At 71.1% G+C, this 12,523-nt stretch carries 12 protein-coding genes; 5 read left to right on the top strand and 7 right to left on the bottom strand.

Annotated elements, in window-relative coordinates:
• Positions 1–11 precede the first annotated feature (11 nt).
• Positions 12–785 carry an IclR family transcriptional regulator gene (locus tag ACPYN5_RS07755; protein WP_424448403.1) on the top strand — a complete coding sequence of 258 codons (774 nt, stop codon included), beginning with the start codon at positions 12–14 and terminating at the stop codon, positions 783–785.
• A 23-nt stretch (positions 786–808) separates the two neighbouring features.
• Here the strand turns inward: ACPYN5_RS07755 and ACPYN5_RS07750 are convergent, their stop codons facing one another.
• On the bottom strand, positions 809–2,182 hold the full coding sequence (locus ACPYN5_RS07750; RefSeq protein ID WP_424448402.1) for an APC family permease: 1,374 nt from the start codon (positions 2,180–2,182) through the stop codon (positions 809–811).
• Positions 2,183–2,293: 111 nt separating this feature from the next.
• Here ACPYN5_RS07750 and ACPYN5_RS07745 point away from each other — a divergent pair, with 111 nt between their 5' ends.
• Positions 2,294–3,040 (top strand): EI24 domain-containing protein, encoded by a 747-nt coding sequence (locus ACPYN5_RS07745; RefSeq protein ID WP_424448401.1) that lies wholly within the window; start codon positions 2,294–2,296, stop codon positions 3,038–3,040.
• A gap of 4 nt (positions 3,041–3,044) precedes the next feature.
• Here the strand turns inward: ACPYN5_RS07745 and ACPYN5_RS07740 are convergent, their stop codons facing one another.
• From ACPYN5_RS07740 to ACPYN5_RS07730, 3 genes are read right to left on the bottom strand one after another with little or no spacing between them, the layout of a single operon-like run.
• Positions 3,045–3,992, bottom strand: coding sequence for a cation diffusion facilitator family transporter (locus ACPYN5_RS07740; RefSeq protein ID WP_424448400.1), 948 nt, complete (start codon positions 3,990–3,992; stop codon positions 3,045–3,047).
• Complete coding sequence (locus tag ACPYN5_RS07735) at positions 3,992–4,390, bottom strand: ArsR/SmtB family transcription factor (protein ID WP_424448399.1); 399 nt, start codon at positions 4,388–4,390, stop codon at positions 3,992–3,994. The genes ACPYN5_RS07740 and ACPYN5_RS07735 overlap by 1 nt, the downstream gene beginning before the upstream one ends.
• Before the next feature lie 49 nt (positions 4,391–4,439).
• Positions 4,440–5,687, bottom strand: a complete 1,248-nt coding sequence (locus tag ACPYN5_RS07730) for a dicarboxylate/amino acid:cation symporter (RefSeq protein ID WP_424448398.1) — start codon at positions 5,685–5,687, stop codon at positions 4,440–4,442.
• Between the two features lie 218 nt (positions 5,688–5,905).
• On the opposite strand from ACPYN5_RS07730, the gene ACPYN5_RS07725 reads away from it, so the two are divergent.
• From ACPYN5_RS07725 to ACPYN5_RS07715, 3 genes are all read left to right on the top strand, one after another.
• Positions 5,906–6,625 carry a FadR/GntR family transcriptional regulator gene (locus ACPYN5_RS07725; RefSeq protein ID WP_424448397.1) on the top strand — a complete coding sequence of 240 codons (720 nt, stop codon included), beginning with the start codon at positions 5,906–5,908 and terminating at the stop codon, positions 6,623–6,625.
• 92 nt (positions 6,626–6,717) lie between these two features.
• Positions 6,718–7,452: a YoaK family protein gene (locus ACPYN5_RS07720; protein WP_424448396.1), complete on the top strand. Its 735-nt coding sequence runs from the start codon at positions 6,718–6,720 to the stop codon at positions 7,450–7,452.
• Entirely contained in the window at positions 7,449–8,579 is a 1,131-nt protein-coding gene (locus tag ACPYN5_RS07715) for an acetamidase/formamidase family protein (protein ID WP_424448395.1), read from the top strand. The genes ACPYN5_RS07720 and ACPYN5_RS07715 overlap by 4 nt, the downstream gene beginning before the upstream one ends.
• Here the strand turns inward: ACPYN5_RS07715 and ACPYN5_RS07710 are convergent.
• The 3 genes from ACPYN5_RS07710 to ACPYN5_RS07700 form a co-directional block, all read right to left on the bottom strand.
• A complete protein-coding gene (locus ACPYN5_RS07710; protein ID WP_424448394.1) occupies positions 8,557–8,946 on the bottom strand; it encodes a DUF3253 domain-containing protein in 390 nt (129 codons plus the stop codon). The two genes, ACPYN5_RS07715 and ACPYN5_RS07710, sit on opposite strands and share 23 nt — an antisense overlap.
• Positions 8,947–9,020: 74 nt before the next feature.
• A complete protein-coding gene (locus tag ACPYN5_RS07705; protein ID WP_424448393.1) occupies positions 9,021–9,740 on the bottom strand; it encodes a Type 1 glutamine amidotransferase-like domain-containing protein in 720 nt (239 codons plus the stop codon).
• Complete coding sequence (locus ACPYN5_RS07700; protein ID WP_424448392.1) at positions 9,737–12,523, bottom strand: glycoside hydrolase family 2 protein; 2,787 nt, start codon at positions 12,521–12,523, stop codon at positions 9,737–9,739. The genes ACPYN5_RS07705 and ACPYN5_RS07700 overlap by 4 nt, the downstream gene beginning before the upstream one ends.

The raw sequence follows: 12,523 nt of genomic DNA, 5'->3' as shown, positions 1-12,523 counted from the left end.
AGCGAGGAAGCATGGCTGCGGAGAAAGGCGCGAATCAAAGCGTCGAGAAGGCGATCACAGTGCTCGAGACCTTTTCGGGAGGTGAGCCCATGCGCGTGAGCGATGTTGCACGCGAGGCGGGGATCGGCCAATCGACCGCGTCACGCCTGCTCGCGACGCTCGAGGCGGGCGGGCTCGTCGAGCGCGATCCGCAGACGTCCCTGTACTTCCTCGGCGCCGAGCTGATGACGCTGGCCGGCATCGCGATCAATCAGAACCGGGTGCACCGCGTCGGCCGTCAGATCGCTCAGAGCCTCGCCGGCGAGATCGGCCTGGGTGTCAACATCGCCCTGCTGCGCGGCGCGGAACTGGTCTACCTGTGCAACTTCGAAGGACCGCTCTCGCCGAAGTCGCACACTCTGATGGGGCAGCGTGTGCCGCTGCATGCGACCAGCATCGGCAAGGCCACGCTCATCGGCACCAACCGCGACAAGCGCACACGGCTGCTGCCGGAGCTCCCCGGTTTCACCGAGGCGACCATCACGACGCACGAGGCTCTCGACCGCGAGGTCGCTCTCACGGCGAGGCGCGGCTACGCGATCGAGGTCGAGGAGTTCGTGCTCGGGCGCGCCTCCACCGCCGCACCGATCCTCGATCGCAGCGGGAAGATCGTCGCCGCCGTGTCGATCTCGGGTCCGGTCACGGCGATCGATCTCGAAGCGCGCGGCGCGGAGCTGGGCCGCGCGGTCGTCGAGACCGCCGATCGCATCAGCTCAGGCCTGGGCTACCAGGGCCCCGCGAGCTGACGAGTCGGCCGGGCGGGCGCGGTTCACTCGGCCTGTTCGCCGGCTGCGGCCGCGTTCGCCGCGCCGTCCTTGCGATCGGTGCGACGGCGACCGGCGCGCGCCACGAAGAAGAGGATCGTGCCGACCACGATGTAGCCGGCCGTGCCGAGCCAGACGGGGCCGGTCTGCTGCGTCAGCAGCACGATGCTCGCGATGATCGCGAGCACGGGAACGACCCGCGGCACCGAGAAGTGCTTGTGGTCGACCTTGTCCTTCTTCAGCACGAGCACGCTGACGTTCGCCGAGAGGAAGACGAGCAGGAGCAGCAGCACCGTCGTCTCCGCGAGCGTGCCGATGTCGCCGACCACCGTCAGCAGCATCGTCGCGCCCGCCACCACGAGGATCGACACCCACGGCGTGCGGCGCTTGGGCAGCACGCGGCCGAAGGCGCGCGGAAGGAGCTCCGACTCGGCGAGGCCGTAGCCCACCCGGCTCGCCATCACCATGAACAGGAGCGCACCGTTGGCGATCGCAACGAGCGCGATCAGGCTGAACAGCCACGGCGGGATGGCCGCCCCGCTCGCGGTGACGACGTCCAGGAGCGGCCCGGTCGACTCGGCGAGCTCGGCCGGGGGCACCACGATGACGGCGCCGATCGCGATGAGCAGGTAGACCACCGCAGCCGTCGTGATCGCACCGAAGAGTGCCCGAGGGTACGCCTTCGAGGGGTTCTTGACCTCTTCGGCCATGTTGGCGGCGGCCTCGAAGCCGAGGAACGAGAAGAAGGCCACGATGGATGCCGCGAAAGCGCCCTGCAGCGGCGGGACGTCGGGAGCGAACTCGAAGATGCGAGCGGGCTCGCCGCCGCCCCCGGCGAAGACCATCGCCGCGACGAAGATGACGATGACCAAGCCCGTGACCTCGATGACCGAGGCGACGAGGTTGGTCGCGAGCGACTCGCGGACACCCCGGAGGTTGATCAGGGTCAGCACGGCGATGAACGCGATCGCGACCGGGATCGGGGGGACGTCGAAGAGGGCGGCGAAATAGTCTCCGGCGAAGGCGTTGGCCAGCGCTGCGGCGGTCGTGATGCCCGAGGCCATCATGAGGAAGCCGACGATGAACGACAGGAACGGCTTTCCGAACGCGCGGTCGACGTAGCGCGCCGCACCGCCCGCGTGGGGGTACTTCGTGATGAGCTCGGCGTAGGTGCCGGCGGTCAGCAGCGCCACGACGAGCGCGATGAGCAGCGGCAGCCAGATGACGCCGCCGACATCCGTGGCCATCGTCCCGACGAGGGTGTAGATGCCGGCGCCGAGGGTGTCTCCGACGATGAACGCGAACAGGAGGGGTGTCCCGATGGCACGCTTCAGTCCCGGCCGATCCTCGGCGGTCGGCGCACTGGTGTCGTTGGTCATCGCAACACTCCAGCGTTTCGGGGCCGATTGCGGCAACCCCTGGCGCTGTCACACGATATGTGGTTATGCCCGCGTCACCGACCGATGGCCGCTACGGGGCAGGATGAGAGCATGCCGGATGCCCCCGCTCGCTCGTTCTTCCGCGGCGCCGCCGACCTCGTGCGCGGCTTCGGCTTCTGGTCGCGCCGCCCCGGGGTCATGGCGCTCGGTCTCATCCCCGCCGCCATCGTCGGGATCGTTCTGCTCGGCGGACTCATCGCGCTCGGCGCGTTCCTCCCGCAGATCGTCGACGGGCTCACGCCCTTCGCCGACGCGTGGCCGGATGCCTGGGCGACGGCCGTCCGCATCGCCGCCGGAACGACCCTGCTGGGAGCCGCGATCGTGCTGGTCGCGGTGTCGTTCACGGCGCTCACCCTCATGGTCGGCGAACCGTTCTACGACCGCATCTGGCGCGCCGCCGAGGCCGACATCGGCGGCCCGGTGCCCGAGAGCGAGGGCGGGTTCTGGCGCTCGGTGGGCGACGCGGTCGGGCTCATCGCGCGCGGCCTGCTCGCCGCCGTGCTCGCCGGTCTCGTCGGGCTCATCCCCGTCGTCGGCGGCGTGCTCGGGTCGGTGACCGCCATCTCGCTCACGGGCTGGCTCCTCGCGGACGAGCTGAGCTCTCGTGCGCTGTCGGCCCGCGGCATCCTGGCCCGTGACCGCCGTCGCCTGCGGCGCGCTCACCGCGCTCGCTTCCTCGGCTTCGGGGTCGCGACGCAGCTGTGCTTCCTCGTGCCGCTCGGCGCGGTCTTCGCGATGCCGGCCGCCGTCGCCGGCTCCACCCGGCTGGTGCGAACGGTGCTCGACTCCCGCGACTGAGCCGTCAGGCGTGCCGGACCGAGTCGGGCTCCTCGTCGCGGATGCGCGCGTTCTCGACCTGGAACGTCGAGTGCAACACCGACACCTCGAAGTGCTCGGCGACGCACGAGCGCACTTCCTGCAGCACCGCGGCGGCATGACCGTCGGTGAAGCAGCGATCCTCGACGACGACGTGCGCGGTGATGGTCGGCAGGCCCGAGGCGACGGTCGACGCGTGCAGGTCGTGGACGTCCGTCACGTGCTCGAGGCGCAGGATGTGGGCACGGACGTCGTCGAGATCGAGCCCGTGCGGGGTGAACTCCATCAGCACCGACGCCGTCTCCCGCATGAGCTTCACCGCGCGGGGCACGATGAGCGCCGCGATGAAGAGGCCGGCGACGGCATCCGCCTGCATGAATCCAGTCGTGGCGATGACGATCGCCGCGACGATGACCCCCACCGACCCGAGGGCGTCATTGAGCACCTCGAGGAATGCCGCGCGCATGTTGAAGTTGGCGCCCCGACTCGACGACAGCACGGCGATCGCCACAATGTTGGCCACGAGGCCGACGACACCGAAGACGAGCAGCTCGAGCGCCGGTACCTCGGGTGGCTCCAGCAGGCGCCGGATGCCTTCGATGGCCGCGTACACGCCCACCACCAGCAACAGCGCCGCCTGAGCCATCGCCGCGATGACCTCGATGCGGCGGAAGCCCCACGTCCGTCGGGCGTTCGCGGGTCGCATCATGAGGGTCGCCGCCACGAGCGCGACGAGAAGGCCCGACGCGTCGGTGAGCGCGTGAGCGGTGTCGGTGAGCAGCGCGAGGCTGCCCGTCACGACCGAGCCGACCGCCTGTGTCACGACGATCGCCGCCGCGATCCCGAACGCGATCCACAGCTTCGACCGGAAGTCCGCAGCCCCGCCCGCACCCTCGGCGGCGCGGGCCGGGCCGTGCCCGTGTCCGGCGCCCATCAGCCGGCCGCCGCAGCGTCGGCGATCGGTCGCGGTCGGCGCAGGTGCGCGCAGAGGGTCGCGCGCGTGCCGGTCGCGTGCAGCAGACCCTCGGCCGCCGTGATGAGCACGGCGGTCGCGTCGGGCTCGGCCAGCGCGTACCAGGATGCGCGTCCCTCCGGGCGGACCGTGACCAGGCCGCACTCGAGCAGGAAGGCGACGTGCTTGCTCACGGTGGACTGCGCGAGGCCGACGTGGTCGACGAGATCGCGTACGCGATGCTCGCCGTACGAGAGGTGCTGCAGCACGGCCAGGCGCGTCGGGTCGGCGAGCGCCTGGAAGAGGTGCGCGTAGATCTCGGTCGCGCGCGCGTCCAGCTCGACCGGCTCACGCTCCACCCTCGCGGCATCCATCGTCATACGGCGATGATATCGCCGTATGGGCGCATCCGCCAGGGTCGCGCGAGAGTCAGGCGGTCAGCACGGAGGTGCGCCCCTCGTAGACGTCGCGATCGAGGTCGCCGTCGGCATCCGCGACGAGCATCGCGACGAAGGTGTCGCCGTTGACGTTGAGGAAGGTGCGGAACACCCCCGCGAACCAGTCGACGGCGATGAGGAGGCCGACGGCCTCGAGCGGGAGCCCGAGCGATGTCGCGAGGAAGGTCGCCACGACCGGGAAACCGCCGGGCACCGTGATCGTGCCCATGTTGAGGAGCACCGCCAGCCCCATGCCGAGGACGATGGTGCCCGGGTCGAGGTCCAGACCGCCGGATTGGGCGAGGAACATGACGACGAGCATGTAGTTGAGCACCGCACCGTACGAGCCCATCGTCAGGCCCACCGAGAGGGTGAAGTTGGCGACGGGGCGAGCGACCCCGACCCTCTCGATCGCGGTCTTCAGCACCGTCGGATAGGTCACCGCCGAGCTCGTCGTCGTGACCGCGATCATCGTCTGCTGTGCGAGCTTGGCGGGGAGCAGGCCGATGTTGACGCGCGTGCGCGCCCACACCACCGCGACGAACAGCACGAGGAGGATCAGCACCCCGAGCAGCGTCGACCCGAGGTAGCCGAGGGCACCGAGCACGACGCCGAACCCGACGGTCCCCGCCAGATCGGCCAGCAGGCAGAACACGCCGATCGGCGCGACCACCATGACGAAGCGGATCATCGTCAGCACGACCTGCTGGATCTGATCGAAGAAGTCGAGCACGAGTCGGTTGCCGCTCGTCGTGACATACACGTTGAGCGCTGCGCCGAACAGTAGCGAGAACACGATGATCGGCACCATGGCCGCACCCGACATCGCCTCGAAGACGTTGGTCGACACGAAGCCGACGACCGTCTCCTGCCAACCGGCCGCCTCGCCCGCGGCGTCTTCGAGGGTCGGGTCGACGGCGCCCGAGAAGTCGACACCCGCACCCGGCTGCACGAGCGAGCCGATGATCCACGCGACCACGGCGGAGACGGCCGCGAAGCCCAGCATCCACGCGAAGGTGCGCGTCGCCAGCCGGCCCATCCCCGACCCGCGCAGCGACCCGGTGGCGACGATGATCGACGACATCACGAGCGGCACGATGGCCATTTGGATGAGGCGGATGAAGATGTCGCCGACGAACGCCAGGTTCGCGGCCGCGTCGCCCAGGACGAGGCCGAAGACGATGCCGAGCACCGCCGCGAGGCCGATCTGCAACGCCGGGTTCCGCAGTGCTCTCTTCACGATTCCGTCCTTCGCACACGTCGTCCCGCCGAGTCGCGGTCGGTGACACGCTAGGCGGGACCGTGCGGACGAATCCCAGGATTGGTAGGACCGTAACGAGCCTTTTACACGACCGGAACCTCGGGGGAATGAACGCTCCGCGAGCTCGGGCATCCACCGGAGCCCGTCCGGACCGTGGGAGACTGAGCGGCGCACCACCAGCCGAGGGAGTACCCGTCGTGACCGACCCCATCGGAGCGAGCCTCGGCCCCCTCCCCCGCACCCAGGCGCTCCTCGCCGACGACATCGCGCGCCACCTCGAACGCTTGATCGTGACCGGCCAGCTCGCGTCGGGTGCATCCCTGCCGCCCGAGCGGGTCCTCGCGCAGACGCTCGGCGTCTCGCGGAACGCGCTCCGCGAGGCCCTCACCCGTCTCGCCGGTCTCGGGCTCGTCGAGCGCCGGCAGGGCAGCGCCAACCGGGTCACCCGCACCGTTCCGCTCGCCGCCGCCCTCGCCGACCGGATGAACGACCTGGCGGCCGAGTTCCGTCACGCCGCGGAGTTCCGGGCCGTGACCGAGCCGCAGCTGGTGCGCCTCGCGGCCAGCCGCGTCGGCCCCGCGCAGCTCGACGCTCTCCGGGCCCTGCTCGAATCCGGCGACGAGAACGATCCGGAAGGCTCGGCGGGCCTCGACATCGCCTTCCACACCGCGATCGCGCAGGCCACCGGCAACCCGCTGCTGGCCGCCCTGGGCGAGCTGACCGCGTCGTGGACGGTGGCCGCCCGCCTGTCCTCGCACCTCGACGCCGACGGGCGGCGCCTGTCGCACGACGGGCACCTGCGCATCCTCGCCGCCCTCTCCGCCCGCGACCCGGATGCTGCCGAGTACGCGATGCGCATCCACCTCGCTGAGATCCGCGACGTGATCGAGCGCAGCGGCCTGCCCGATCCGAACTGAGCTTCACGACGCGAGTGGTAGGACCAATCGGCGCCGCATCCGCTACTGTCTTCTCGAACCGGCCCGTCGTGGGCCGCGATGAGAGGCGCACCGTGCGACGCAACCGCCCGACCCCTGCATCCGAACGGCGCCATCTGGCACCGGCCGAGCGCCGGACCGCGCTGCTCGCGCTGATGCTGCTCACGTTCGTCACGGGACTCGTCGACGCCGTCGGCTACCTCGCGCTGGACCGCGTGTTCGTGGGCAACATGACCGGCAACATCGTGATCCTCGGCATGGCGGTCGCCGGCGGCGACGACCTTCCGGTGCTCGGACCGGCGATCGCGCTGGCCGCGTTCACCGTCGCGGCCTTCGCCGCGGGACTGTTCCTGAAGTCGCGGCGCAAGCAGTGGGGCGGCGCGGTCTCCGGCCTGCTCACCGCGGGCGCGCTCGTCCTGGCAGGGCTCGGCGTCGCCTTCCTCTTCCCCGGAGCGCGGGAGACGGAGGCCGTCGTCCTCACCGCATCGACCCTCACCGCCGCGGCGATGGGCCTGCAGGCGGCCGTGGCGCGGAGCGTCGCCGTCGCCGACATGACGACTGTCGTGGTGACCTCGACCCTGACCTCCCTCGCAAGCGAGTCCCTCGTCGACGACGGCGTCCGGGGCGTGTGGAACCGCCGGCTCGGAGCCATCGTCGTCCTCTTCCTCGGCGCGCTGGTCGGGGCCCTGCTGCTGCACTTCGGTCCGGCGGCGCCGCTGCTGCTGTCGGCCGTCCTGACCGCCGCCGTCGTCGTGCTCGGCCACGCGCGGCTGTTCACCCCCGCCCGCCGCGGGGCGGTCGTCGCATGAGCGTCCTGCAGCCCGGCGTCGGCGACCTCCCCGGCGACCACTACCTCGCCGCGGGGTCGGACACCGTGATGTGGGGACGCCTGCCGTGCGCGATAGATGCCGCCGTGCTGACCGTCGCCTCGGGCGCGACCGTCACGATCGACACCGTGAGCCACGAAGGCATCCTCGAAGACCAGGGCAAGGATCCGCGTGCCTACTTCGGACGCCACGGCGTGGCGCCCGGCGACGTTCTCGAGGATGCGGTTGCCATCGCGGCCTCGCTCTCGCGCGACCCCGCCGGCGACGGGCCCCACGTGATCACCGGCCCGATCCAGGTGGAGGGCGCGGTTCCCGGCGACCTCCTGAAGATCACCGTCGAGCGACTCGTACCCCGCGTGCCCTACGGCGTCATATCGAATCGGCACGGCAAGGGGGCGCTCGTGGGCGTCCTCCCGCGCGGGCCCCACCCGGTGAGCGTCTTCACCCCCGTGGAGGAGCGGGCATCGGGAGCGGTGGCCACTCTCCCGCTCACCGACGACGGAGATCGGATCGTCGAGTTCCCGCTCCGGCCCTTCCTCGGCACCATGGGCGTGGCCGTCGCCGGCGGCGAGCGACCGCATTCCGTCCCACCGGGTGCGCACGGGGGCAACCTCGACATCAACCTGCTCGTCGAGGGCACGAGCCTCTACCTGCCGGTGCAGGTACCCGGCGCCCTGGCCTACGTCGGCGACCCGCACTTCGCGCAGGGCGACGGCGAGGTGGCGCTCACCGCTCTCGAGGCGTCGCTTCGGGCGACGCTGCGGTTCGAGGTCGTCCCCCGCGCCGAGGCTCTCCGTGAGTTCGGCGAGCTGACCGGTCCGCTCGTTCGCACCGAGGAGTTCCTCGTGCCGACCGGCCTCGACGTCGACCTCGCCGAGGCCATGCGCAAGTGCGTGCGTGCGGCGATCGACCTGCTCGCAGCCCGCTGGGGCATGGACGAGCACCTCGCCTACGCCTACCTCAGCGCGGCGACCGATTTCGACATCTCCCAGGTCGTCGACATCGTGTGCGGCATCCACGCCCGCATCCGCGAGTCCGACTTCGAGAAGGTGCCTCCGCGGGATCCCGGCGCGAGCCGGGCCGTCATCAGCGCGCGCGACGGATTCTGATCGGCCCCTTCGCCGTCGAGGGATCGACGACAGCACCTCGCTGGGTGATCTCGACCTCGCCGTCGGCCACGAGCCGGCGTGCGGCACGGCGAGCGGGCTCCATGAGGTCGCGCCATTCCTCGCCGCCGACCTTCCGCGCCGCCTCCGACGGGCAGATCGTGGCACCTGCCGCGCGGGCGCTCAGCAGTTCGAGGATCGTCTCGCCGAGCCGCGCATCGACGGGACGGATGCCGCGACGGCGGCAGGCGTCCGAGCAGTAGCGGACCTCGTCCCAGTTCGCCGCCCACTTGGCGCGCCACTGCATCTCGCGCCCGCACGAGGCGCAGGTCTTCGGCGGTGGCGTCGCGGTGGCGGCGGCTCGGGACATGCCCTCAGTATCCGCCCGCCCGAGCACGATGGGGCGGGCCATTGACACGCGAAGGGAAACGACGGAGGCGACCGCTACGCCAGCAGCCGCGTCTCGCAGCGCGACTCGGTGACCCCGTCGCCGTCTCGCTCGACGGCCCACACCGCACCCGCCGGCGCCTCGGTGAGCATCTCGACCGGCGCGCCGTCGACGTAGAGCACCGCGGCGCCCTCATCGAGGCCGAAGCCGTTCGGCAGCGTTCCGTCGGCGATCGCGCGGTGCAGCGCGGGACGCCGCTCGGGCTGGGAGTCGTAGTGCACTCCGACCGACCGGTCGACGAAGCCGAGCGCGTCGTCGATCACCGCGACCGGACCGAACGTCGTCGTGGGGCCGCCGACGTGCCAGCAGATGGCGCCGGCCGACGTGCCGGCCAGCACGGTCCCCCGGTCGGCCGCCTCGGCGAGAATCTCGGGCAGGCCGTGTACGCGCCACACCGCGAGCAGGTTCGCGACGCTGCCCCCCGCGACCCAGACCAGGTCGCTCCCGAGCACCGCGTCGCGCAGGTCGGGCTGGTTCCGCCCGAACAGCCGGATGTGCACGGCATCGACACCGAGCTGCTGCGCCGCCGCGAGCTCGCGCCCTTCGTCGACGCGCTGATCGCCCGCCGCGGTGTTGATGAACGCCACGCGCGGCCGCCGCCCCGTCACACCGGTCAGGTCGAGCGCGTAGCGCTGCAGCGGACTGAACTCGACGTCTCCCCACTCCGCGGGACTCCATCCCCCGCACGTGGCCAGGATCGTGCGCTTTCTGCTCACGAGAGCATCACCTCCGGTGCGTTCCAGGCTCGCACACGCACGTCGCCGAGCACGGCACGGCCGGCGTCGCCCGGCAGCCCGAACCCGACCCGCCGTTCCTCTCCGACATCGAGCCCGAAGGCGTTGTCGTCGAGAACAGCGCCCACCCCGTGCGGGAAGCCGTCGATGAGCACGATCGGCGCCGCGTGGTCTCCGACGTTGCGCACGACGATGGCCCCGTCGACCACCTGCGCCGACAGCGACGTCTGCGGCAGCTCCGACAGGGGCGAGGTCAGCTCCTCGTAGGGCTGGAGCAGCTCCGCCACGGGCCGATCGCCGAGCTCGTCCAGCGGTCGCGCCTCGAGCTCGCGCAACGCGGCATCCTTCCGCTGATGGTTGAAGGGGTACCACTGCGACGAGATCCGCCCGCCCGCGGCATCCTGCAGCGTCACGGCGAGCACGACCGGCTCGACCGGCCGCCCCGCGAGCGACGCCACGATCTCGACCGCATCGACGCGTCCGTCGGCCTCGACGTCGACCCGGCACTCGTGCTCGGCGATGACCCGGAGCTCCGCGTCGTACAGTCGCGCGCGCAACCGGGCATCCGCGAGCGCGCGCGGCGTGTCGTTCGAGACATGGATGCTCGCTCGGAACGTCTCGTCCGCGGCCCAGTCGAACTTCTCGTACGTCGCGTACGCCGACACCGGCGCACCGAACTGCTTCGCCCGGTAATACGACAGCTTGGGCACGCCGTAGTAGTCGATGACCGCCCAGGACGCGCCGGGAAAGGCCTCGCCGATCTTGTAGAACCAGTACGCCGAGGTCTCGTCGCCGCTGTGCGCGCGCATCCGCTCCGAGGCGAAGCGGAGCGCATCGCCCTGCCCGAGCTGCGAGTACTCCACGAACGTCCGCCAGTCGCGGATCGGCCCGTAAGCGGCATACCGTGCCTGCTTGAACAGGTCGAAGAGCGAGAACTGCGACTGATGCTGCACGATGGCACCGTGCTCGGGCGGCGGCCACTGCTCGAGCAGCGCCGGGTCGAGGAAGCGCGCCATGCTCGCGAGGTCGCACTGGCTCGACAACCCGTACTCGCCGAAGACCGCGGGCAGCAGACCGGCGTACGCCTCGACGGGCATGCCCTCGTGGTAGACCCCGTAGAAATGCTCGCTGCCGCCCCACGGATCGGTGCGATGGAACGGCCGCTCGGGGTCGTACTGCGCGACGCGACGCCCGATGACCGTGAGCAGATCGTCGGAGGTGATCGTCGCCGGGTTCTCGTTGCCGCCGCCCCACATCACCAGCGAGGGATGATTGCGCAGTCGCCGCACGATGCGCGAGGTCTGCTCGTCGATGGCGGCGAGGTCGGCACCGGTCGAGTCGAGACCGAACGTCAACGGGAACTCCTGCAGCACGAGGATGCCGCGCCGGTCGCACTCGTCGTAGAAGGCGTCGCTCTCGATCGTCCCCCCGCCCCAGGCGCGGAGCATCTGGAGGTTGCCGCGCTCGACGAGGTCGAGGATGTGCCGGTCGACCTCGAAGCCGCGGCGGGCCATCGGGTCGGTCCAGCACCAGTTGGCCCCCTTGAGGAACAGCGCCCGTCCGTTGACGACGAACCGCCAGTCGTAGGTGCCCGGGCCGTGCTTTCGCGGAAGCGGCTCCATCCGCACCGAACGGATGCCGAACGTGCTGCTGAGCACCTGCCCGGCAGCCTGCACCTCGGCGGTGTACAGCGGCTGGTCGCCGTAGCCGAACGGCCACCACAGCCGAGCGTCGGGCAGGTCGACCTCGACGTGATGACGCGTCAGGTCAGGGCCCGCCGAGACGCGCACGTGCTGGTCGACGACCACGACGCCGTCGGGATCGCGGACGACCACCGAGGCCGGGAGGGGCGCCGCGTCGGGATCCGCGTCGTGCGGCGCGCCGACGACGTCCCACTGCAGCCGGACACGGGCGGCACCCGGGGTGGCGTCGGTCACCACGACGGCGAGATCCGCGAGCTCGACCTCGGGCACGCGCTCGAGACGCACCCCGCGCCAGATGCCCATCGAGATCAGGTGCCCGTAGTGCCAGCCCCATCCGGGCGACGGCTTCATGATGCCGTGCCAGTCGCGCGGCGGCGGATCGATGCGCACGACGATCTCGTTCTGGGCGTCGACGTCGATCACCGAGGTCACCTCGACGTCGGGGCCGCCGTACATGCCGACTTGACGCGCGACCGGCCGCCCGTTGACGAAAACGGATGCCGCGTAGTCGAGGCCGTCGAACGACAGGCGGATGCGGTGGCCGCGCCAGTGCGCGGGCACCGCGAACCGACGGGCGTACCACCACTCCTGCTGCTCGATCCGAGTGCGGCGGAAGTACCACGGCCATTCTTCGGGCACGCCGTGCTCGACGAGTTCGGCGTGGGTGTTGTCGTCGACCAGGGGGTCGGCCATCTCCCCCGCGGCGACGAGCGCCCCCTGCACCGTGCCGGGCACGGTCGCCCTCACCCAGGTCGAACGGTCGGTGTCGGGCCGGTGCCAGCCGACGGGACTGCGGCGGGCCGCATCCGATCGGTCGCTCAGCCACCGCTCGATCGAGAACTCCCGTCCCGGCAGCGCGCCGGCGAGCTGCCACTCGCCGTCGAGCGACACGACGTCGGGGCCCGCCGCGACGGGGCCCGCTGCGACGGCGGGGCCGGGACCGGAGCCGACCGACTCGACGGGACGGGAGGGAACCGACGCGTGGTGCTCGATCCAGCGGTCACCGAACAGCGGCGAGCTGAGCCACCGCTCGCGTTCGATCTCGTCAAGCGACGCGGTCAC

Source organism: Microbacterium arborescens (assembly GCF_049707515.1).
GTDB lineage: Bacteria > Actinomycetota > Actinomycetes > Actinomycetales > Microbacteriaceae > Microbacterium > Microbacterium arborescens_B.
Note: the sequence above shows the minus strand (reverse complement) of the source record. Positions and strands in the feature narration are given on the sequence as shown.

Coding starts and splice junctions, on each gene's coding strand:
- ACPYN5_RS07715 (WP_424448395.1), top strand. CDS start 7,449: ATGAGCGTCCTGCAGCCCGGCGTCGGCGACCTCCCCGGCGACCACTAC.
- ACPYN5_RS07740 (WP_424448400.1), bottom strand. CDS start 3,992: ATGGGCGCCGGACACGGGCACGGCCCGGCCCGCGCCGCCGAGGGTGCG.
- ACPYN5_RS07750 (WP_424448402.1), bottom strand. CDS start 2,182: ATGACCAACGACACCAGTGCGCCGACCGCCGAGGATCGGCCGGGACTG.
- ACPYN5_RS07710 (WP_424448394.1), bottom strand. CDS start 8,946: ATGTCCCGAGCCGCCGCCACCGCGACGCCACCGCCGAAGACCTGCGCC.
- ACPYN5_RS07745 (WP_424448401.1), top strand. CDS start 2,294: ATGCCGGATGCCCCCGCTCGCTCGTTCTTCCGCGGCGCCGCCGACCTC.
- ACPYN5_RS07735 (WP_424448399.1), bottom strand. CDS start 4,390: ATGACGATGGATGCCGCGAGGGTGGAGCGTGAGCCGGTCGAGCTGGAC.
- ACPYN5_RS07755 (WP_424448403.1), top strand. CDS start 12: ATGGCTGCGGAGAAAGGCGCGAATCAAAGCGTCGAGAAGGCGATCACA.